This is a genomic window from Microvirga puerhi (genome assembly GCF_020089865.1).
Classification (GTDB): Bacteria; Pseudomonadota; Alphaproteobacteria; order Rhizobiales; family Beijerinckiaceae; genus Microvirga; species Microvirga puerhi.
This window is the reverse complement of record NZ_JAIRBM010000008.1, coordinates 37,827-58,530: the sequence shown is the minus strand read 5'-3', so window position 1 is coordinate 58,530 and position 20,704 is coordinate 37,827. Positions and strand designations below refer to the sequence as shown.

Sequence of the window (20,704 nt, the reverse complement as noted above, 5' to 3'; positions counted from 1 at the left end):
ATGGCCGGGTCTTCCCGGCCATGATTTTTTGAAGGGTCCGGTCCAATCCCGGAAGATGAAGATGGCAAAACGTTTCGAACAAACCACAGGACCTTCCCAGCGCCAGCAGCGCGTCGCCGAGCTTGTGCGCCATGCGCTGGCAGAGGTTCTCTCCCGCGGCAATCTGCAGGACGACGTGCTGACACGGCACGTGATCACGATTCCGGAAGTGCGCATGTCGCCGGATCTCAAGCTCGCCACGGCCTATGTGATGCCCCTCGGCGGCAAGGACGAGGATGCCGTGATCAAGGCCCTCGATCGGAACAAGAAGGTGCTTCGTCAGGAGGTGGCCCGGCGCGTGAATCTCAAGTTCGCGCCCGACCTGCGCTTCCTGCGTGACGAAACCTTCGACGAAGCCTCGCGTATCGATGCGCTCCTGCGCTCCGAGCGTGTCGTGCGCGACACGGCGAAGCCCGACACCGACGACAACGACGAGCAGGATTGATGACCGACGAACGACCGCAGCGACGCCCGCAAGGGGAGCGCCCGAAGAAGCGCGACGTGAACGGATGGATCATTCTCGACAAGGGCGTCGGCATGACCTCGACCCATGCGGTCGCAGTGGTCAAGCGCAGCCTCCTTGCCAAGAAGGCGGGCCATGCGGGAACGCTCGATCCCCTCGCCTCCGGCATCCTGCCGATTGCGCTCGGCGAAGCGACCAAGACCGTTCCGTTCATCATGGACGGGCGCAAGTCCTACGTGTTCACGGTCGCCTGGGGCGCCGAGACCAATACCGACGATGCCGAAGGCGACGTAGTCGGACGCACCGATCTGCTGCCCGAGCCCGCGGCGATCGAGGCTTTGCTTCCCCGCTTCACAGGTTCGATCGAGCAGGTTCCGCCGCGCTTTTCGGCCATCAAGATCCAGGGCGAGCGCGCCTATGATCTCGCCCGCGACGGCGAGGTCGTGGAGCTGCAGGCTCGCACCGTGGAGATCGATCGCCTGACCCTCGTCCATCACGAGGGCAATCGGTCGGTGCTCGAGGCCGATTGCGGCAAGGGCACCTATGTCCGCGCCATCGCCCGCGACCTCGGCCGCGCCATCGGCTGCCTGGGCCATATCGCTGCACTCCGCCGGACGCGGGTCGGCCCGTTCACGGAGAGCGACGCGGTCACGGTAGACGGCCTTTCGACCAATCCGGCCGCGCTGCGCCCCGTCGAGTCGGCCTTGAGCGACATTCCGTCGGTGCCGGTGAGCCGCGACATGGCGGGCCGCTTGATGCGCGGCCAGTCGATCATCCTGCGCGGTCGGGAAGCGCCGGTTTCCGGCAAGGTCTACGCCACCTGCAGCGGCGTTCTCGTCGCGGTGGGCGACGTGGAGCGCGGCGAATTGGTGCCGCACCGGGTGTTCAACCTGGGGGTCTGACGTCGACCAAGTCTGTCGTTCCGGGTTGCTCTTTGGGCTGAATCCGAAACGACGGATCGCGCATATCCCTTTGGCAGGCTTGGCAAAAACGATTTCTCTGGCACTCGTGCCGTTTTCGTGTATGGTGCGCCCGCATCCTGCAGGCATCAGCCCGCTGGACGCCCCCGAGAGAGCAGACCGCGCTGGACGACATCCCGGCCCGGCCGTCTCCGGCGAAACGGACCTTCAGGCTCCCATGAGCGAGGTCCCCTTCTAGTACCAACCTGAAAGGACTGACGATGTCGATCACGGCCGAGCGCAAGAACGCGCTCATCAAGGAATTCGCTCAGAAAGCCGGCGATACGGGCTCCCCCGAGGTGCAGATCGCGATCCTGACCGAGCGGATCACCAATCTGACCGAGCACTTCAAGTCTCACGCGAAGGACAACCATTCCCGTCGCGGCCTTTTGAAGCTCGTGTCGCAGCGCCGCTCCCTCCTCGACTATCTGAAGAAGAAGGAAGAGAGCCGCTACAAGACCGTTATCGAAAGGCTCGGCATCCGCCGTTAAGCTTTTCGGTGAAAGCCCCGTCCGGAGCCCGGCTCCGGACGGCCTCTTGACGCAGACGTGCCCGAGAGCCCTGCGTCCTTCGATCAAGAGGCGGATGACGCGATGACCATGGCAGGATCGCAAGGGGCTTCGAAGCGGCGGATCAATCCGTCGCGGAGCCCCTTGCCGTCTTGCTCATGGCATCGAGCCCCCGCCGTGTCATGAGAGACAAAACCATGTTTGACGTTCAACGCGAAGAACTGATCTGGGGTGGGCGCAAGCTCACGCTCGAAACGGGCAAGATGGCCCGTCAGGCCGACGGCGCCGTCGTCGCTACCTACGGCGAGACCACCGTTCTCGCCACCGTCGTTTCGGCCAAGGAGCCGAAGGCCGGCATCGACTTCTTCCCGCTCACGGTGAACTACCAGGAGCGCACCTACGCCGCCGGCCGCATCCCGGGCGGCTACTTCAAACGCGAGGGCCGGCCGACCGAGAAGGAGACCCTCGTCTCCCGCCTGATCGACCGTCCGATCCGCCCGCTCTTCCTCGATGGCTATCGTAACGATACGCAGGTCGTGGTGACTGTGCTGTCGCACGATCTCGAGAACGATCCCGACATCGTCGCCATGGTGGCGGCCTCCGCCGCCCTGACGATCTCCGGCGTGCCCTTCATGGGCCCGGTCGGCGGCGCCCGCGTCGGTTATATCGGCGGCCAGTACAAGCTGAACCCGCTGCTTGCCGAAATGGAGCAGTCGGCCCTCGACCTCGTGGTCGCCGGCACCTCCGAAGCGGTGCTGATGGTGGAATCCGAAGCCAAAGAGCTGCCCGAGGACGTGATGCTCGGCGCGGTCATGTTCGGCCACAAGCACTTCCAGCCGGTCATCGAAGCGATCATCCGTCTCGCCGAGAAGGCCGCCAAGGAGCCGCGCGACTACCAGCCGGCCGACGTCTCCGACGTGGAGAAGGCGGTACTCGACATCGCCGAGAAGGACCTGCGCGAGGCCTATAAGATCACCCGCAAGCAGGACCGCTATGCCGCCGTCGACGCCGTCAAGGCGAAGGTGATGGAAGCGCTGTGCCCGGCCGAAGGCGAAGCGAAGTTCGACCCCGAGAAGGTCAAGGCCGTCTTCAAGGAAGTCCAGGCCAAGATCGTGCGCTGGAACATCCTCGATACCGGCTATCGCATCGACGGCCGCGATCTCAAGACGGTCCGTTCGATCGTCAACGAGGTCGGCGTGCTGCCCCGCGCCCACGGTTCGGCGCTGTTCACCCGCGGCGAGACGCAGGCGCTGGTCGTGACGACGCTCGGCACCGGCGAGGACGAGCAGTTCATCGACGAGCTCGAAGGCACCCGCAAGGAGACCTTCCTGCTGCACTACAACTTCCCGCCCTACTCCGTCGGCGAGACGGGCCGCATGGGCTCGCCCGGCCGCCGCGAAATCGGCCACGGCAAGCTCGCCTGGCGTGCCATCCACCCGATGCTGCCCCCGGCCCATGAGTTCCCCTACACGATCCGCGTCGTGTCGGAGATCACGGAATCGAACGGTTCCTCCTCCATGGCCTCGGTCTGCGGTGGTTCGCTGGCTCTCATGGATGCGGGCGTTCCGCTCCGTCGTCCGGTGGCTGGCATCGCCATGGGCCTCATCCTCGAGGGTGAGCGCTACGCGGTTCTGTCCGACATCCTCGGCGACGAGGATCACCTCGGCGACATGGACTTCAAGGTGGCCGGAACGGACCAGGGCATCACCTCGCTCCAGATGGACATCAAGATCGCCGGCATCACCGAAGAGATCATGCGCGTCGCGCTCGATCAGGCCAAGGGCGGCCGCGCCCACATCCTGGCCGAGATGAACAAGGCGCTGACCGCGCCGCGCGCCGAGCTCGGCGAGCATGCCCCGCGCATCGAGACCATGCAGATCCCGGTCGACAAGATCCGCGAAGTCATCGGTTCGGGCGGCAAGGTCATCCGCGAGATCGTGGAGAAGACCGGCGCCAAGATCGACATCAACGACGACGGCCTCATCAAGATCGCCTCGGCCGACGCCAAGTCGATCAAGGCGGCCTACAACTGGATCCGCTCCATCGTCGCTGAGCCCGAGGTCAACATGATCTACGAGGGCACCGTCGTGAAGGTGATGGAGTTCGGCGCCTTCGTGAACTTCTTCGGTTCGCGCGACGGCCTCGTGCACATCTCGGAGCTCGCCAAGAACCGCGTCGGCAAGGTCACGGACGTGGTCAAGGAAGGCGACAAGGTGAAGGTGAAGTTCCTCGGCATGGACGATCGCGGCAAGGTCCGCCTCTCCATGAAGGTCGTCGACCAGGAGACCGGCGAGGACATCACCGAGAAGCTGAAGGCCGAAAAGGACGCCGAGCGCGCCGAGCGCGAGGCTCAGAAGGCCACCAACGCCGGCGAGTAATCGCAGTTAAGCCTCTGTCAGACTGAAAGGGCGGCCTCGAGCCGCCCTTTTTGTTTTGAACACTGCGATCGGCGTATCCGGTTCTGCAGATCGAATCGCTGTCGCTTCAGAATCTCCGTTCTGCGAATTCAGGGTATATGCGCCTTGGCGACAGGCTGCATACGAGGCGTAGGCATGGCTCCGGTTCGTTCCGAGTTCTCCAAAACCGTCATTGTCGGCAACAGTGGCTCAGGCAAGAGCTGGTTGGCCGAGAGGCTGGCTGAAAGCGTCGGCACAGTCGCCATTGATCTGGACGCGATTCATTGGATGCCGGGCGGTTACAACGCGCGACGGGATCCCGATCTTGCGAAGAGCATGGTCCGCGACCAAGCCTCCAAGAATCGCTGGATCATCGAGGGAGTCTATGGCTGGCTGGCGCACGAGGCTTTACCCTCGGCCACAGCCTTCATTTGGCTCGATCTGCCCGAGGCGGAATGCATTGAGAATATCCGACGGCGCGGCCTTCGCCGGGGCGGAGACGAGGCCTCCTTCAACGCGCTGATCGATTGGGCTGGAGAGTATCGAATGCGAGACAATGCAAGTTCCTATGCAGGACATGCGCGGCTCTTCGAATGTTTCGAAGGCAGAAAGCTCCATCTTCGATCCCGAGCGGAGATGACCGACTTTCTCGAAACGATTCTTTGATGGCGCGACCGCTCTCCGGAAACCCGAGGACGCGTCAGATCAGGCGCTTCAGACGAAGCAAGCCGAAGCAGGCAACGGTCCCCGCATCCTGAATAATTCCATCCAGGATCATGCGCTCGAGTTCCGGCACCGGAAATGCCCCTGTGATCAGATCCTGCTCCTCCGGGTCTGGTTGCCGGCGTCCCATGCTCAATTCCGATGCCAGGAAGATGCGATAGCTCTGCGTCACCGTTCCGTAGAGGGGAAACAGGCGGCCGACCTCCTGAATCTCATCGGCCAGCAATCCCGTCTCTTCCTCCAACTCCCCTCGTGCGATGTCTTCCGGGCGGGCATCGGATCTGTCTTCCCAACCGCCTTGGGGGAATTCCCATTGCCGCTGCCGGATCGGATAGCGATATTGCTGGACCAGATGCACGATGCCGTTCTGGATCGGAACGATGATCACGAAATCAGGCTTGTCGACGACGCCATAGATCCCCGAAGAACCATCCCTGCGGCGGATCTGATCCTCATGGACTTTCATCCAACGGTTCTCGTAAACAGTCCTTCTGTTGATTGTCTTCAGATCCGGATCAAGGTCATTCACTTTTCTACCTCGTGCTCACATGCCTGGAGCATGGCATAGGGCGCCTCATTTCATAAAGTTGCGTTGAATAAACGGATTAGCGAACCGGCGGTCAAAGGTGGAGAGGTCGAGCCACCTGTCGCGCATTCAATCAGATGGCGCGAAGCTCCACTTGGTCGCTCCAGGCGGTCTGGCGAATCTCCCCGACCCTGAACCCGGCCTGCGCGGCGAGAGGAGCGAAGACCTCGAGACCGCGCGGGATGATCTTGAACTGGCTTGCGCCCGTCAGCCGCGCCCTCTCCTGTTGTGTCCGCGTCACCGAGCCGATCACGCATCGCGCGCCTCTGCCGTCGGCGCGAAGTGCCTTCAGATTGGCGATGATCGCCTCGTCGCTCCCGTATTCGAACAGGCCTCCTTCCGACATCGCTGCGATGACGGAGCCTTGCCAGACGAGCTCTTCGACGAGCGTTTCCAGCGTGGAGGTCTCTTTCCAGTCATAGGGTCGATGCGTCAGCGTGACATCGAGCCCGTGGAGACGGCCGCCTTTGGCCTTCAGCTGCGATACGGCTCTTTCGCCGAAGAACGGCCCTGCCCCGTCGAGATCGAGCACGTGGATGGTGATCGGCCGCCGCAGGAGTTCAGGCGTCTTGCAAGCGAGCAGGATCAACCCGTTGATGCTGTCCATGCCAGGCCCGCCCGCGATGTTGATCAGATGGAGCTCGCGGCGATCGGATGCAGTCAGTTTGCTCGCAAGCCAATCTGCCAGCAGGTGCGCCATCTGTTGCATGCGCAGGCGCATGAACGTGACATGCGGGGTGGCTGCGAACCGTCGATCCATCGGCGTGTCGTAGGGTGGTAGGAGATTGTCCGGGCCGAGCTTCATCGCATAGGTGCTCAGGCCGTCCAGGTAGGATGTGCCGGATCCGAACATCGCCCGGAACAGCCGTGACCTTTTCGCGGCCGACTTCACCATCATCCGCAGAAGGAATTTGGGAACCCGGCGGTTGCGCTCTTCGTCGCGCAGGAGCGCATCGTAGAGAGCCTGCACGCTCTCTGGATCTTCCGACAGAGCGAAGCACGGATGCGTCACATCGATCACCGGCAGGTCATACCCCTCCATGGTCCGTGCGACGGCGATGCCCGTGCGTCTCAGGTCTTCTGCGGTCGTCGGCATGTCGGCCCTCACTGCGCCGGCTCGTTGGATGTCGTGAAAGCAGGCTCCGCAAGACGCCGTGCGTGATCGCGAAGATCCTTCGGCCACGACTCGCTCATCGTCGCGAATTGCTGCCAGTCGCCGGCATAGAGGGCGCGCGCCGCGTCCTCGTAGCCCTGCTGATTGCCGAGCATTGCCATCATGAAGCGATCCGCCGCCTGTTGCGCCTGACGGATGGCAGCGCGATCGACTCCGGATTGCCGCGCGGCATCGACCAGCTTGCGCAGCGTGACCGAAGCGCCACCGGGTTGAGCGGCGAGCCAGTCCCAGTGACGGGGAAGAAGCGTCACCTCCCGTGCAACGACGCCGAGCTTCGGGCGCCCCTGCCGCTTGGGTTCGTTCGGTTCTGGTTCGGGTGCACCCAGCCGGGCGGCGATCTCCTGATCGGTTCCCCGGAGATCGAAATCGATCTGGCTGCCGGTGGCATCGTCGAAGATCAGGATCGTCTGCGTGTCGTCCGCCTGGAGCGCGGCCTTGACGGCCAGCGCCACGGTGAGCCGTGCGCCCGTCGCCAGATGGCGGCTTCCGATGAATGCCGTGAAAGTCTGAGGTTGCTGCATGTGGTTTCCAATCAGGGCGCGTTTTACCCGGGTATAATTGATCTGTCAATTTCACCCGGGTAAAATATTCCATCGGATGCCAGGAGCCCGACCATTGCGGATCTTGTCCGCGCGATGCACAACGTGACGAGACGGGGCCGGGAGGGCCACGATGCTGTTCATGGTGATCGAGACGTTCGGGCGCGACCCGAAGGCCGTATACCGGCGCTTCCGCGAAAAGGGCCGGCAGATGCCGGAAGGTTTGGAATATGTCGACAGCTGGATCGCGGCCGATTTCGGACGCTGCTTTCAGCTGATGCGCTGCGACGACGTCACCCTACTCCAACGCTGGGTCTCAGAATGGTGCGATCTCGCCGCGTTCGAAATCATCCCCGTCGCCCCCAGCAAGGACACCGCCTCAGCCATGGTCGAGCATCTCTAAATGTCCTATCTCGTGACGACTCTCAGTGAACTCGAAGCTCTCTACGACGAGGTCGGCGAAGCCTCCCGCGTCAAGGAGACCGACCGGATCGTGCCTGTTTATCGGGCGCTGATCGAGGCCTCGCCCTTTGCGCTCCTGGCGACGCGAGGCGAGGGCGGCCTCGACTGCTCGCCCCGCGGCGACGGGCCGGGCTTCGTCCGCATCGTGGACGAGAAGACCCTACTGCTGCCGGACCGGCGCGGCAACAACCGCATCGATTCGCTGCGCAACGTCGTGCACGATCCGCATGTCGCCCTGCTCTTCCTGATTCCCGGAATCGGCGAAACCTTGCGCGTCAACGGCTGCGCGACGATTTCCATCGACCCTGACCTCCTGGAAAATTTTGCCGTCGAGGGCAAGGCGCCGAGGACGGTGCTCACGATTGCCGTCGACACGGTGTTCTTCCAGTGTTCCCGCGCAGTCGTCCGCGCCGATCTGTGGAATCCGGACAAACGCGTCGCCCGCAGCTCCTTGCCGAGCGCCGGCCAGATTCTCGCGGCGCTCAGCGAGGGCCGGACGGGCGGCGAGACTTATGACAAAGCGCTGCCTGAGCGGGTAAAAGCGTCGCTTTATTGACGGTTCGTGCTTGACCTCGGCCAGATGGGCTCCGAAAAAGCTCATCTCGTTTTACGCTTTCTTCCGAAGGACGATCCATGACGATCCAACGCATCAATCCGGGCCCGCGCATGAGCGGCGCCGTCGTTCACGGCAACACGGTCTATCTTGCAGGCCAAGTGGCGGACAAGACGGCGGGCCAGAGCGTCGCCGAGCAGACCAAGGAGATCCTCGCCAAGATCGACGATCTTCTGAAGCAGGCGGGCACCGACAAGTCGAAGCTCCTGATGACCAATATCTGGATCACCGACATGGCGACGTTCCAGGAGATGAACGGCGTGTGGGATTCCTGGGTCTCTCCCGGCAATCCGCCGGCCCGCGCCACGGTCGAGGCCAAGCTCGCCGCTCCTCAGTTCAAGGTCGAGATCGCCGTCATCGCGGCGAAGTAAGGCCGCACCTTCGCGAAAAAAGAAAGCGGGCCGTGAAGGCCCGCTTTTTTTCATGACATCACCACTCGGCTTATGGGCAGGGATGGCGCAGACCATCGTAACCCAGATACGTCCCCGAGGCCGGGTCATAGGACTTGAAGCGCTGGGCGCAGTACGACACGGAGCCGCCCGGAGCAGCATAGACCGGGGCCGCCTGCTGCTGAGACAGCGCGCCGCCGATGATCGCACCCGTCGCGAGGCCGACCGCGCCGGCAGCTGCTGCAGCGCCGTAATCGTAGCGATAGGGGCGATAATAGCCGTAGGGCCGCCCGTAATATCCGGGACGCCCATAATAGCCCGGACGGCCGTAATAGCGGCCACGCCACTGAGCGTAGTTCGTCTGCAGATCGCCCTTCTCGAGCGCGGCAAGCGGCGCTGCGACCCGGCTCGTATCCGTCGCGACCGGCGCAGCGGATGCCGGAACGGCGGCCGTTCCAAGCGCAAGCGTAGCGGCAAAGGCCAAGTAGAGATGACGCATGATGAAACTCCTTCCTGGCTTTGCGAACGTGTTTTCCAAGAAGTCGTTCCGAAAATGAGAGAAAAGAATGCCATCTCTCAGAATTGTGACGGCAGGACAGGATTCTATCACCTCACTGACACCTGCGATGACCTGAGCACGGCTATCATGCTGAGCGTGAAAGCTTTTTCTCTATTGCACAGAGAGTCACAACGGGCACCGACGACGCCGGTGAGTGACGGCGTCATTCTTGTGAAACGGGAAGAGAACCGGCCTCGTCGCCAGGCGAGGTCGGTCGGAAAGATCTCAAAGGAAAAGCGGGCCTCTTCAGCCGCTCACGGACAGCGATGCTGCCGTCCGTCATATCCCGTGTAGGTCCCGGTCGCGGGGTTGTAGCTTCTGAAGCGTTGCGCGCAGTAGGCCGAACTGCCTTGCGGAGCGATGCTGCCCGTCACGAGAGGTTGCGATGCGATGGCGCCGCCGACGAGGGCGCCTGCCGCCGCTGCGCCGTAGGGATAATATCCTCCATACGGGTAATAACCGCGGTAATATGCGCCGCGGTAATAAGGCCGCCCGTAATAGCCGGCATAAGGCCTGTAATAGCGCCCCGCATAGGGACGATAGGCCGCCCCGCGGTAGACGCCAGCGCCGGCAACGCCGCCACGATAGATCGCGGCCCGGCTCACGCCACCTCGATAGACACCGCCGCGATAGCCGACACGATGAACACCACCCCGGTAGCCACCGGCGCGCGCCATGCCACCACGATGGCCGCCACGGTATCCGCCACCCCGCCGAGCGGCATAGGACATCGCGATGTCATTCCGTTCGAGGAGCTGCAGAAGCTTTGCCGGAGGCGCAACTTGCGCAGATGCCGCGCCGGTGAAAAGGCCTGCCGGAAGCAGGAATGCGGCGGCCAAGGTCGTCACGATCAGCTTATGCATCGATTCGTTCCTTCCGTCCCTGCAGGTTGCCCCCGAAGCTAAGGCCTCGTCGCAGGCAACACCGCGTCGTAAGCAAAACCGATGGACCGGTGCATGGATCCATCGGCTTTCCGCTAATTGCAGAGATATCGCCGGCCGTCCGACACCTGGACGGTGTTGGAGATGCGGTCATAGGTCGGATGTCTGCACGCGCAATGGCCGTCCAGGTCTCGCCCGATGCAGAGCCCATCAGCGCCTTGCCTTGTCGCGTGCAGGATCTCCAGCGCCTGGCGCACCCATCCTTGACGCTCGATTGCGATGGGCCGAAGCTGGAATTCTCTGCCTCAGGATATCCTGGGAGGTTTCATGCCTTTACGCATGTTTCTCATTGGATTGGGGGTGCTGCTGATCCTGTGCGGATTGCTACTTGTGGCAGTCCGGATGATTGGAGCCGGACCGCTGAGCAGGGCGAAGATTCCGCGCACTGCGACGCCGGATGCAACCCTGGAGCCCAAGGGACGCAGCGGTCTGTTCGATCTGAAGGCCCAAGGGCCCGGCATCGGGCTGGCCGTGCTCGGAATCATCTTCCTGATCGCAGCGGCTGCCATCTGAGCCGCAATGTGACAGGCCGCTGAAGGATGGGTGTGAGGCGGAGACCGGCGACCGTTTCCGCCTGCCCGCGTGGCACATCAGAGAATGAAACGGCTCAGGTCCGTGTTCTTCGCCAGGCTCTCCACTTCGCCGCGCACATAGGCTGCATCGATGGTCACCGCTTCGCCGGAGCGGTCAGGTGCCGTGAAGGAGATGTCGTCGAGGACGCGCTCGAGCACGGTCTGCAAACGACGGGCGCCGATGTTCTCGACGGAGTCGTTCACGTCGACCGCCACCTGGGCGAGTGCGTCGATCGCGTCGTCGGTGAAGACGAGATTCACGCCTTCCGTCTTCATGAGCGCGACCGATTGCTTGATCAGGCTCGCTTCCGTCTCCGTGAGGATGCGCTTGAAATCATCGACCGTGAGCGGCGAGAGCTCGACACGGATCGGCAGGCGCCCCTGCAGCTCGGGGAGGAGGTCCGACGGCTTCGACACATGAAAGGCGCCGGATGCGATGAACAGGATGTGGTCGGTCTTCACCGCCCCGTATTTCGTGGCGACCGTGGTGCCTTCGATGAGCGGCAGCAGATCACGCTGCACGCCCTCGCGGGACACGTCGCCGCTGGCGCGGCCTTCGCGGGCGCAGATCTTGTCGATCTCGTCGAGGAACACGATGCCGTTATTCTCCACCTGCCGGATCGCCTCCTGCACGATGGCATCCTGATCGAGAAGCTTGTCGGATTCTTCCGTGACCAGAGGTTCGTAGGCCTCTTGCACCGTGGTCCGGCGCATCTTGGAGCGGCCGCCGAAGGCCTTGCCGAACATGTCCGAAAGATTGATGGCGCCGACGGAGGCGCCCGGCATGCCGGGAATCTCGAACATCGGCATGCCGCCTTGCGGGCTGCCCTGCACCTCGATTTCGATTTCCTTGTCGTCGAGTTCATTGTTGCGCAGCTTGCGGCGGAAACTGTCGCGGGTGGCGGCGCTCGCGGTCGTGCCGACGAGTGCATCGAGCACGCGCTCCTCCGCAGCGAGATGCGCCTTCGCCTGAACCTGCTTGCGGCGCTCCTCGCGCACCAGCCCGATGCCGACCTCGACGAGATCGCGCACGATCTGCTCCACATCGCGGCCGACATAGCCGACTTCGGTGAACTTCGTCGCTTCGATCTTGATGAATGGCGCGCCCGCAAGCCGCGCGAGGCGACGAGAGATCTCGGTCTTGCCGCAGCCGGTGGGGCCGATCATCAGGATGTTCTTGGGCGCGACTTCCTCGCGCAGCGATCCTTCGAGCTGCTGGCGGCGCCAGCGGTTGCGCAGCGCGATGGCGACTGCACGCTTGGCCTCATACTGGCCGACGATGAAGCGGTCGAGTTCGGAAACGATTTCGCGAGGAGAAAATGTGGTCATGACGATGAGAGAATGGGGTGTGGCAGCCGTTGCGCAAGATGAGTGGGCAGAAGTCTCAAGAGAGTGGTACGGACCGGACGCCAACCCGCGCTGAGCATTAACACGAAGGCGCCAAGGACGAGAAGCGTCGCGGGCATCGTACTGTCCTGAAGCCCGACCTGCTTGATGAGAGAGGCGAAGGCGTATCCGGCATAGACGAGTCCGGAAACCAGCATGGCGCGGCGGTCGACGAGGACGGCAACGGCCCCGAGCACCACGAAGATGGTGAGCACCGCTGCGGAGGTCCCAATCTGAGGCAGCAGCTTGTCGCCGACGAAACGCGAAATCACAGAATGCACGATCAAAGGTGCAGCTAGCAGATGAAGCCAGAACGCAATGTCATTACGGCGCGTCACGCGCTCCGGATCGGACAGATCGAAACGCATTGCGAGCGCGAAAACGGCACAACCGCTCACGAACAGAGACAAGGCAATGATCGTCTCCGATGGTTGCGGCATCGCTGAGAACAGCAATCCGAGAAGCGCTATCACCACAGCAGCGGCACCAGCCGCGATTGTGATCGGCACGCGGAAGCGGCGATAGTGCAGAGCAGTCATCGCGACCGTGAACAGGGCAGCTCCCACCATGATCCAGGGATGCGTTCTGAAAACTTCACTGCTCTTCAAATTGAGTTGCCAAAGCCACATCGAAAAGAAGAACGCCGTCCCGAACGCGGAGGTCGCGAAAAGCCCGAGCAGGACGATGCTTGGAAGCGCCATGCGGCGGCGGCGGGTAAAGAATTCAGCCAAAAGCCAAGAGGACGCGGCGAGAACAAGCCACATGGCGGGGATACCGTAAAGGGACGCGAAATAGCCGAGCGCACCCAGAAACAGCCCAAGCCCCAAAGTGACGAAAATATCGCTGAAGCCAGTCAAAAACCGCAGCTTCTCATCATCCTCCGGCTCGGCAACGGCGGAGGCTGCCAGCTCGCGTGCCAGAGCCTGCAGACCGTCCGCCTGCTGGCTTGTCACAATTCCTCTCGCAACGCCTTGTTCGAGAACGGCATTACTGATCATGCATCGAGGCTTTCTATAACAATATTGCTATTGGTATAGACGCATATTTCAGCAGCGATAACCAGCGACCGCCGCACCATGGTTTCCGCGTCGAGCCCGGAATCGGCTAGCGCCCGGGCGGCAGCGAGAGCGTAATTGCCGCCCGAACCAATCGCCATGATGCCGCCTTCCGGCTCCAGCACATCGCCCGCGCCGGAGAGCAGGAGGCCCACCTCCTTGTCGGCGACGAGCATCATCGCTTCCAGGCGGCGCAGATAGCGGTCCGTGCGCCAGTCCTTCGTCAATTCGACGCAGGCGCGGGTGAGCTGGCCCGGATATTGTTCGAGCTTGCCTTCCAGGCGTTCGAACAGAGTGAAGGCATCCGCCGTGGAGCCTGCGAAACCGCCGATCACGTTGCCCTTGGCGAGGCGGCGAACCTTTCTCGCGTTGCCCTTCACGATGGTCTGGCCCAGGCTGACCTGGCCGTCGCCGCCGATGACGACGCGTCCGTTCTTGCGGACCATGAGGATCGTGGTGGCGTGCATGCTGGGAGGATTGGTCTCGGACAAGGGCAGAAAACTCCGGAGGGATGGGACTGACTTAATCATCCTGATCGCAAAAGCAACGCGGGTGGCATTTCTCCCGCCACGCTGATAGAAGGCGCCGTCACTTTATCCGCGCCGTCTCTCTCACGAAGGATCCTCACCGATGCGCGCCGCGAGCGTCAGCCGTCGCACCGCCGAGACCGATGTCGCCCTGTCGATCGCCCTCGATGGCACCGGCAAGGCCGAGATCGCCACCGGAGTCGGCTTCCTCGACCATATGCTCGAACTCTTCGCCCGCCATGCCCTGGTCGACCTGACCGTCAAGGTGACCGGCGACCTGCATGTGGACCAGCATCATACGACGGAAGACACCGGCATCGCGCTCGGCCAGGCCCTCGTGCAAGCACTCGGCGACAAGAAGGGGATCAGCCGCTACGCGGACATCCATCTGCCGATGGACGAGACCCTGACCCGGGTGGCGCTCGATATTTCAGGGCGTCCTTTCCTGGTGTTCAGGACAACGTTCCCGACCGAGAAGATCGGCGGCTTCGACACCGAGCTGGTGCGCGAGTTCTTCCAGGCCTTCGCCGTCAATGCCGGGCTGACGCTCCATATCGAGACCCTCTACGGCGCCAACAGCCATCATATCGCCGAGAGCTGCTTCAAGGGTGTGGCCCGGACCCTGAGGCATGCGGTCTCCGTTGATCCGCGGGAGCAGGGTCGCATTCCCTCCACCAAGGGAACGCTCTAGATCTGAATGTCTCGATCCTCCGATGCGAGACATTCCATGATCGTCGACAGATCGCCTCGTTTCGCGATGGGCAAGGCCCTCGCGGACGCGGCTTCTCAAGGAACGGTGTCATGACCACCTATACGCTGCACCTCGCACGCGATGCACGGCCGGGCGATCCGACGGCTCTCGACGAGGCGGAGATCGTGAAGGACGGCTTTTCCTGGGGCGCCTTCTTCTTCACGTTCCTCTGGTTCTTCTTCCATCGGCTGTGGCTTGCGGGACTCCTCGTCCTCGTCGCCCTCGTGGCGCTGCAGGTCGTTCTGACGGCGCTGAACGTCAATCTGGGCGTGCGCTTCGTTGCGGAGCTGCTGTTCCAAATCCTGATCGGGCTCGAAGCGGAGAGCCTCCGGCGCTGGACCTATGACCGCCATGGGCGGACGGCCGTCGACGTGGTGACGGCCTCCGATCGTGACGAAGCGGAGGCCAAGACCTTCGCCCGCTGGCTGCAGCAGGCGGCGTCCCGCTCCGCCACATCGTCTTCTCCTTCGCCGTCATCGGCGCTGCGTCCCCATCCGGGGACGGAGCCGGTGATCGGCCTCTTTCCCGATGCGGAGCGTCCCCGGTGAGTGTCATCATCGTCGATTACGGGTCCGGCAATCTTCATTCCGCCGCCAAGGCCTTCGAGCGTGCAGCGCGCGAGGCGGGCCTTTCCGACGTGATCGCGGTCTCGTCGGATCCCTCTGCCGTCGCGAAGGCGGACCGGATCGTGCTGCCGGGCGTCGGCGCCTTCGCCGATTGCCGCCGCGGTCTCGACGGCGTGCCCGGCATGGTCGACGCCCTGAACCGCCGCGTGCGGGAGGAGGGCAGGCCGTTCCTCGGCATCTGCGTCGGCATGCAGCTCATGGCGACCCGCGGCCTCGAATACGTGACCACCGCCGGGCTCGACTGGATTTCCGGGGATGTGAAGACCATCACGCCGGGCGATCCTTCGCTCAAGATCCCGCATATGGGCTGGAATACCCTCGACCAGTTGAGAACCCATCCGGTCCTGGAGGGCATTCCCACCGGACCTCAGGGGCTGCACGCCTATTTCGTCCATTCCTATGCCTTGTCGGCAGCAAAGCCCGATAATGTGGTCGCCACAGTCGATTACGGCGGGCCCGTGACTGCCATCGTGGCGAAAGACAACATGGTCGGCACCCAGTTTCACCCCGAGAAGAGCCAGGCCCTGGGCCTCAAGCTCATCGCCAATTTTTTGAGGTGGCGCCCGTGATCCTCTTTCCCGCCATCGACCTGAAGGAAGGGCGCTGCGTGCGCCTCATTCAGGGCGACATGGACCAGGCCACGATCTTCAACGACGACCCGGCGGCGCAGGCCGCCGCTTTCGAGGCCCAGGGCTTCGAGTGGCTGCACGTGGTCGATCTCGACGGCGCCTTCGCCGGAAAGCCCATGAACGCCGCCGCGGTCGAGGCAATCCTCAAACGCATCAAGATCCCGGTGCAGCTCGGCGGCGGCATTCGCGACATGAAGACCGTGGAAGGCTGGCTGGCCAAGGGTGTCGCCCGCGTCATCATCGGCACCGCGGCGGTGCGCGACCCGGCCTTCGTGCGTGAGGCGGCCCGTCTCCATCCCGGCCGGGTGGCGGTCGGCATCGACGCCAAGGACGGCCTCGTAGCCGTGGAAGGCTGGGCCCAGACCTCGACCCTGACGGCGGAGGAACTCGGCCGCCGCTTCGAGGATGCCGGCGTCGCGGCGATCATCTACACCGACATCGCCCGCGACGGGATTCTCAAGGGTCTCAACATTCCGATGACCTTGGGTCTTGCACGGGCCGTGAAGATTCCAGTGATCGCCTCCGGCGGCCTCGGCTCCATGGCGGATATCGAGCGCCTCACCCAGCCCGACTGCGCGATCCTCGGCGGCGCGATCACCGGCCGCGCTCTCTATGACGGCCGCATCGACCCGGACCAGGCGCTGGCGCTGCTGCGCACTGCGCGCAAGGAGGATGCCTGATGCTGAAGGTCCGCCTCATCCCGTGCCTTGACGTCAAGGACGGGCGCGTCGTGAAGGGCGTGCAGTTCGTCGATCTCGTCGATGCCGGCGATCCGGTGGAAGCCGCGAAGGCCTATGACGCGGCGGGCGCCGACGAGCTCTGCTTCCTCGACATCACCGCAAGCCATGAGGCGCGCGGCATCCTGTTCGACGTGGTGCGCCGCACGGCGGAAGCCTGCTTCATGCCACTGACCGTGGGCGGCGGTGTGCGCACGGTCGATGACATCCGCAAGCTGCTGCTCGCCGGAGCCGACAAGGTCTCCATCAACACCGCCGCGGTGAAGAATCCCGATTTCGTGCGCGAGGCGGCGGAAAAGTTCGGCAATCAGTGCATCGTCGTCGCCATCGACGCCAAGAAGGTGTCGGGGGAGGGGGAGGCGCCGCGCTGGGAGATCTTCACCCATGGCGGACGCAACGCCACCGGCATCGACGCCATCGCCTTCGCGAAACAGGTGGCGGATCTCGGCGCCGGCGAACTCCTCGTCACGTCCATGGACCGGGACGGCACCAAGGGCGGCTACGACCTCGCCCTGGTCCGGGCGATCGCGGACGCGGTCTCCGTACCGGTCATCGCCTCCGGCGGCGTCGGCAATCTCGATCACCTGGTGGATGGCGTGAAGGAAGGCCATGCCAGCGCGGTGCTCGCGGCCTCGATCTTCCATTTCGGCACGTACAGCGTCGGCGAGGCGAAGGATTATATGGCCAAGGCCGGCCTGAAGATGCGGCTGGACCCAGCGGCCCGCCCGACCCGATAGGATCTTCTTTCATGCGTATCGCCTGCCTGCACACCGCCGACAGCAATATCGCCGTGTTCGAGAACGCTGCGACAGGCGAAGCCTACACGCATGGGACGCTGACCCATACGGTGCGTCCGGATCTGCTGGCCAAGGTCGAGCAGGGCGGTTTCACCGAGGCGCTCGAAAGCGAGATCGCCGCGATTCTGCTGGAGCTTACCGTCGGCGCGGATGCGGTGATCCTTACCTGTTCGAGCATCGGCCCCGCCGCTGCCGTGGCAGCTACGCAAACCCATGTTCCGGTTCTGCGTGTGGATGAGGCCCTGGCCCAGGCCACAGCCCATAGCGGCAGGCGGGCCATAGTGCTCATCGCCGCCCCAACCACTCTTGAACCGACCCGCGCCTTGTTCGATGCCGCCGCCCAGGCGGTTGGAACGACCGTCGAGACTAGCCTCGTTCCCAAGGCTTGGGACCTGTTCAAGGGCGGGGACCGGAGCGGCTACCTCGCAATGATCGCCGAGGCGGCGGACCGCGCCTTCGCGGAAGGTTTCGAGACCGTCGCCCTCGCCCAGGCCTCGATGATGGATGCGGTCGACCTGTGTCGCGGCGGACGCCCCCTGACGAGTCCCGATGTGGGGCTGAGCGCCGCCATGGCTGCCAGCCTCGCTCGAGCATCCTGATATAGGGAAGGATCACTCCATGACTACCTTCACCCTCAACGACCTCGCCCGCATCGTCGCCACCCGCGCCGCCGCGCCGCCGAGCGAGTCCTATACGGCGAAGCTTCTGGCGGACGGGCCTGCCAAGGCCGCCAAGAAGCTCGGCGAGGAGGCGGTCGAGGCGGCGCTCGCTGCCGTGCTGGAGGACCGATCCAATCTCACGGCCGAGGCGGCGGACGTGCTGTATCACCTTTTGGTCGTGTTGCAGGGTGCCCGTATTCCGCTAAGTGACGTGATGGCCGAACTCGAACGCCGCACCGCACAATCGGGGCTGGCCGAAAAGGCTGCGCGCACATCTTAGGCCTAATAGGCCTTAAGCCTGACAAGTCTTGGAACCCGAAAGGGGATGCTCATGGATCAGCGCAACGCGGTGTCCTTCGCGGAGGACAACCTTTCCCCCTACCGAACCTTCAGCCGGGATGAATGGGCGAAGCTGCGCGCCGATGCGCCGATGACGCTGACCGCCGAGGAGGTGGTGCAGTTGCAATCCCTCAACGATCCGATCTCCCTCGACGAGGTGGCGGCGATCTATCTGCCGCTCTCACGCCTGCTCTCGCTCTACGTCGCGGCGACGCAGGGGCTGTTCAAGGCGACGCAGCGCTTCCTCCTGGCCGAGCGGGATGAAAAAGTTCCCTATATCATCGGCGTCGCCGGTTCCGTGGCGGTGGGCAAATCGACGACTGCGCGCGTCCTCAAGGCGCTGCTCGCCCGCTGGCCCAACACCCCGAAGGTCGATCTCGTCACCACGGACGGCTTTCTCCTGCCCAATGCCGAGCTGACAAGGCTCGGCCTGATGGAGCGCAAGGGCTTTCCGGAGAGCTACGATACCGGCGCGCTGCTGCACTTCCTCGCCGACATCAAGGCCGGCAAGCGGCATGTCCGGGCGCCTCTTTACTCCCATCTCGTCTACGATGTGGTGCCCGGCGAGGAGACGGAGGTCGACCGCCCGGACATCCTCATCGTCGAGGGCCTCAACGTGCTCCAGCCGGCGCGCATGCCCAAGGACGGGACCGCCATCCCCTTCGTGTCCGATTTCTTCGACTTCTCGGTCTATATCGACGCGGAAGAGGACGATCTGCATCGCTGGTACGTCAACCGCTTCCTGCGCCTGCGCCACACGGCCTTCCGCGATCCGCTCTCCTATTTCCGCCGCTACGCGGAATTGTCGGAGACGGAGGCCGTCACGATCGCGGACGGCCTCTGGAGCCGCATCAACCTCGTGAATCTGCGCGACAACATCGTGCCGACGCGCCAGCGCGCCAGCCTGATCCTCAAAAAGGGCGCAAGCCACCGGATCGAGACGGTGGCGCTGCGGCGGCTGTAAGAGAACGGCTTTTCGGTACCCTCTGCTGTCATTCCGGGACAGCGCGGAGCGCTGGGCCCGGAACCCATAGCCGCTACCGTTGCAGGATAATACGCCGTGGCTTCGGTTGCGTTCCGTTCAGGACTTTGGGTGTTTATGGGTTCCGGGCTCCGCTGACGCGGCCCCGGAATGACGGGGATTGCTTTATCCCAACAGCCCTTCCTGCTGCGCCAGCTCGCGTAGATTCACCTGGGGCCGGGCGCCCAGATGGCTGATGATCTCGGCGGCGGCGAGCCCGCCGAGGCGGGCGCAATCCACGAGATCGAGATTCTTCGCAAGGCCTGCGAGGAAACCGGCGGCGAAGAGATCGCCGGCGCCGGTAGTGTCGATCACCTTCTCGACCGGGAAGGCCGGAACGGCCTGGGTCGCACCGCGACTCACCACCATCGCGCCCTCCGCCGAACGGGTCACGACGCCGAGAACCTTCTCTTCCCGCAAAGCCGCCAGGGCGGAGCCGGCATCCGAGGTGCCGTAGAGGCTCTGGAGCTCATGGATGTTGGCGAACAGGATATCGAGGCTGCCATCGCGCATGAGGCCGAGGAACTCGTCCCGATAGCGGTCGACGCAGAAGGCGTCGGAGAGGGTCAGAGCCACCTTGTTGCCGGCTGCGTGGGCGAGCTTCACCGCCTTGCGGAAGGCTTCCTTCGCGGCCGGCGGATCCCAGAGATAGCCTTCGAGATAGACGTAAGAAGACGCCTGGACGGTCTCCGGCTTGATGTCGTCCGGCGTCAGGTTCTGGCAGGCGCCGAGATAGGTGTTCATGGTGCGCTCGCCGTCCGGCGTCACCAAGATGAAGCTGCGGGCGGTGGCTGGACCGTCCTCCGCGAAGGCAACGTCGTAATGGACGTCGATGGCCTTGAGATCGTGAGCGAAATGGCGGCCCGTCTCGTCGTTCTTCACCTTGCCGATGAAGCCGGCCTTTACCCCGAGGGACGCGACACCGGCGGCGGTATTGGCGGCGGAACCGCCCGACACCACGATGGCCGGCCCCATATCGCCGAAGAGCTCTTCCGCCCGCGCCTCGTCGATGAGCTGCATGGCGCCTTTGTGGACCTTCTTCTTGACGAGGAAGGCCTCGTCCGTGTGGGCGAGCACGTCAACGATGGCGTTGCCGAGGGTGAGCACGTCGATGCGGGATGAGGACATGAAAAACCGTTGCACCTGATGAGAACGGGGCGCTTTCGCATCCGGCGCCGCGGCGGTCAAGGGCAGGGGCGTTTGCGTGGGATATTTGGGCTCTGCCGGACGGAAGAACGCAGACTCGTTGACCG

General features: G+C 63.7%; 26 protein-coding genes. 17 read left to right on the top strand and 9 right to left on the bottom strand.

What is annotated here, in order from left to right:
* Nucleotides 1–61: 61 nt before the first annotated feature.
* From rbfA to K9B37_RS12290, 5 genes are all read left to right on the top strand, one after another.
* Nucleotides 62–484 carry a 30S ribosome-binding factor RbfA gene (rbfA, locus tag K9B37_RS12310; protein ID WP_224313381.1) on the top strand — a complete coding sequence of 141 codons (423 nt, stop codon included), beginning with the start codon at nucleotides 62–64 and terminating at the stop codon, nucleotides 482–484.
* Nucleotides 484–1,404, top strand: a complete 921-nt coding sequence (truB, locus tag K9B37_RS12305) for a tRNA pseudouridine(55) synthase TruB (RefSeq protein WP_224313380.1) — start codon at nucleotides 484–486, stop codon at nucleotides 1,402–1,404. The genes rbfA and truB overlap by 1 nt, the downstream gene beginning before the upstream one ends.
* A gap of 278 nt (nucleotides 1,405–1,682) precedes the next feature.
* Nucleotides 1,683–1,952, top strand: a complete 270-nt coding sequence (gene rpsO / locus K9B37_RS12300; protein WP_224313379.1) for a 30S ribosomal protein S15 — start codon at nucleotides 1,683–1,685, stop codon at nucleotides 1,950–1,952.
* 215 nt (nucleotides 1,953–2,167) lie between these two features.
* Entirely contained in the window at nucleotides 2,168–4,348 is a 2,181-nt protein-coding gene (pnp, locus tag K9B37_RS12295) for a polyribonucleotide nucleotidyltransferase (protein ID WP_224313378.1), read from the top strand.
* 174 nt (nucleotides 4,349–4,522) lie between these two features.
* Nucleotides 4,523–5,032, top strand: coding sequence for a P-loop NTPase family protein (locus K9B37_RS12290; protein WP_224313377.1), 510 nt, complete (start codon nucleotides 4,523–4,525; stop codon nucleotides 5,030–5,032).
* 34 nt (nucleotides 5,033–5,066) lie between these two features.
* On the opposite strand, the gene K9B37_RS12285 is transcribed toward K9B37_RS12290, so the two are convergent.
* The 3 genes from K9B37_RS12285 to K9B37_RS12275 all read right to left on the bottom strand — a co-directional run bounded on the left by K9B37_RS12285 (nucleotide 5,067) and on the right by K9B37_RS12275 (nucleotide 7,370).
* Nucleotides 5,067–5,618: an NUDIX domain-containing protein gene (locus K9B37_RS12285; protein WP_369414288.1), complete on the bottom strand. Its 552-nt coding sequence runs from the start codon at nucleotides 5,616–5,618 to the stop codon at nucleotides 5,067–5,069.
* 130 nt (nucleotides 5,619–5,748) lie between these two features.
* The gene (locus K9B37_RS12280; RefSeq protein ID WP_224313376.1) at nucleotides 5,749–6,771 is read right to left on the bottom strand and encodes a hypothetical protein; all 1,023 of its coding nucleotides are present in this window, start codon (nucleotides 6,769–6,771) and stop codon (nucleotides 5,749–5,751) included.
* 8 nt (nucleotides 6,772–6,779) lie between these two features.
* Nucleotides 6,780–7,370: a DUF2239 family protein gene (locus tag K9B37_RS12275; RefSeq protein WP_224313375.1), complete on the bottom strand. Its 591-nt coding sequence runs from the start codon at nucleotides 7,368–7,370 to the stop codon at nucleotides 6,780–6,782.
* 151 nt (nucleotides 7,371–7,521) lie between these two features.
* Here K9B37_RS12275 and K9B37_RS12270 point away from each other — a divergent pair, with 151 nt between their 5' ends.
* The 3 genes from K9B37_RS12270 to K9B37_RS12260 all read left to right on the top strand — a co-directional run bounded on the left by K9B37_RS12270 (nucleotide 7,522) and on the right by K9B37_RS12260 (nucleotide 8,834).
* Complete coding sequence (locus K9B37_RS12270; RefSeq protein WP_224313374.1) at nucleotides 7,522–7,791, top strand: DUF3303 domain-containing protein; 270 nt, start codon at nucleotides 7,522–7,524, stop codon at nucleotides 7,789–7,791.
* Nucleotides 7,792–8,406: a pyridoxamine 5'-phosphate oxidase family protein gene (locus K9B37_RS12265; protein WP_224313373.1), complete on the top strand. Its 615-nt coding sequence runs from the start codon at nucleotides 7,792–7,794 to the stop codon at nucleotides 8,404–8,406. It begins immediately after the preceding gene.
* Nucleotides 8,407–8,483: 77 nt separating this feature from the next.
* The gene (locus K9B37_RS12260; protein WP_224313372.1) at nucleotides 8,484–8,834 is read left to right on the top strand and encodes a RidA family protein; all 351 of its coding nucleotides are present in this window, start codon (nucleotides 8,484–8,486) and stop codon (nucleotides 8,832–8,834) included.
* Nucleotides 8,835–8,904: 70 nt separating this feature from the next.
* Here the strand turns inward: K9B37_RS12260 and K9B37_RS12255 are convergent, their stop codons facing one another.
* Complete coding sequence (locus tag K9B37_RS12255) at nucleotides 8,905–9,351, bottom strand: BA14K family protein (protein WP_224313371.1); 447 nt, start codon at nucleotides 9,349–9,351, stop codon at nucleotides 8,905–8,907.
* A 314-nt stretch (nucleotides 9,352–9,665) separates the two neighbouring features.
* The gene (locus K9B37_RS12250; protein ID WP_224313370.1) at nucleotides 9,666–10,274 is read right to left on the bottom strand and encodes a BA14K family protein; all 609 of its coding nucleotides are present in this window, start codon (nucleotides 10,272–10,274) and stop codon (nucleotides 9,666–9,668) included.
* A gap of 345 nt (nucleotides 10,275–10,619) precedes the next feature.
* Here K9B37_RS12250 and K9B37_RS12245 point away from each other — a divergent pair, with 345 nt between their 5' ends.
* Nucleotides 10,620–10,865, top strand: a complete 246-nt coding sequence (locus tag K9B37_RS12245; protein ID WP_224313369.1) for a hypothetical protein — start codon at nucleotides 10,620–10,622, stop codon at nucleotides 10,863–10,865.
* 77 nt (nucleotides 10,866–10,942) lie between these two features.
* Here the strand turns inward: K9B37_RS12245 and hslU are convergent, their stop codons facing one another.
* From hslU to hslV, 3 genes are read right to left on the bottom strand one after another with little or no spacing between them, the layout of a single operon-like run.
* Entirely contained in the window at nucleotides 10,943–12,253 is a 1,311-nt protein-coding gene (gene hslU, locus K9B37_RS12240; RefSeq protein ID WP_224313368.1) for an ATP-dependent protease ATPase subunit HslU, read from the bottom strand.
* Nucleotides 12,250–13,308, bottom strand: coding sequence for a hypothetical protein (locus K9B37_RS12235; RefSeq protein ID WP_224313367.1), 1,059 nt, complete (start codon nucleotides 13,306–13,308; stop codon nucleotides 12,250–12,252). Before K9B37_RS12235 ends, hslU begins: the two co-directional genes overlap by 4 nt.
* Nucleotides 13,305–13,832 (bottom strand): ATP-dependent protease subunit HslV, encoded by a 528-nt coding sequence (gene hslV, locus K9B37_RS12230; protein WP_224313542.1) that lies wholly within the window; start codon nucleotides 13,830–13,832, stop codon nucleotides 13,305–13,307. The genes K9B37_RS12235 and hslV overlap by 4 nt, the downstream gene beginning before the upstream one ends.
* Before the next feature lie 163 nt (nucleotides 13,833–13,995).
* Between hslV and hisB the strand changes: the two genes are divergently transcribed.
* From hisB to coaA, 8 genes are all read left to right on the top strand, one after another.
* Nucleotides 13,996–14,583, top strand: coding sequence for an imidazoleglycerol-phosphate dehydratase HisB (gene hisB / locus K9B37_RS12225; protein WP_224313366.1), 588 nt, complete (start codon nucleotides 13,996–13,998; stop codon nucleotides 14,581–14,583).
* Nucleotides 14,584–14,693: 110 nt separating this feature from the next.
* Nucleotides 14,694–15,191, top strand: coding sequence for a DUF2628 domain-containing protein (locus K9B37_RS12220; protein ID WP_224313365.1), 498 nt, complete (start codon nucleotides 14,694–14,696; stop codon nucleotides 15,189–15,191).
* Nucleotides 15,188–15,838, top strand: a complete 651-nt coding sequence (hisH, locus tag K9B37_RS12215; protein WP_224313364.1) for an imidazole glycerol phosphate synthase subunit HisH — start codon at nucleotides 15,188–15,190, stop codon at nucleotides 15,836–15,838. Before K9B37_RS12220 ends, hisH begins: the two co-directional genes overlap by 4 nt.
* Nucleotides 15,826–16,578, top strand: a complete 753-nt coding sequence (hisA, locus tag K9B37_RS12210) for a 1-(5-phosphoribosyl)-5-[(5-phosphoribosylamino)methylideneamino]imidazole-4-carboxamide isomerase (RefSeq protein ID WP_224313363.1) — start codon at nucleotides 15,826–15,828, stop codon at nucleotides 16,576–16,578. The genes hisH and hisA overlap by 13 nt, the downstream gene beginning before the upstream one ends.
* Nucleotides 16,578–17,372: an imidazole glycerol phosphate synthase subunit HisF gene (hisF, locus tag K9B37_RS12205; RefSeq protein WP_224313362.1), complete on the top strand. Its 795-nt coding sequence runs from the start codon at nucleotides 16,578–16,580 to the stop codon at nucleotides 17,370–17,372. Before hisA ends, hisF begins: the two co-directional genes overlap by 1 nt.
* A gap of 11 nt (nucleotides 17,373–17,383) precedes the next feature.
* Complete coding sequence (locus tag K9B37_RS12200) at nucleotides 17,384–18,031, top strand: aspartate/glutamate racemase family protein (RefSeq protein ID WP_224313361.1); 648 nt, start codon at nucleotides 17,384–17,386, stop codon at nucleotides 18,029–18,031.
* 19 nt (nucleotides 18,032–18,050) lie between these two features.
* Nucleotides 18,051–18,371, top strand: a complete 321-nt coding sequence (locus K9B37_RS12195; protein WP_224313360.1) for a phosphoribosyl-ATP diphosphatase — start codon at nucleotides 18,051–18,053, stop codon at nucleotides 18,369–18,371.
* Nucleotides 18,372–18,422: 51 nt separating this feature from the next.
* Nucleotides 18,423–19,394, top strand: a complete 972-nt coding sequence (coaA, locus tag K9B37_RS12190) for a type I pantothenate kinase (protein ID WP_224313359.1) — start codon at nucleotides 18,423–18,425, stop codon at nucleotides 19,392–19,394.
* Between the two features lie 183 nt (nucleotides 19,395–19,577).
* On the opposite strand, the gene K9B37_RS12185 is transcribed toward coaA, so the two are convergent.
* On the bottom strand, nucleotides 19,578–20,579 hold the full coding sequence (locus tag K9B37_RS12185) for an adenosine kinase (protein WP_224313358.1): 1,002 nt from the start codon (nucleotides 20,577–20,579) through the stop codon (nucleotides 19,578–19,580).
* Nucleotides 20,580–20,704: the final 125 nt, after the last annotated feature.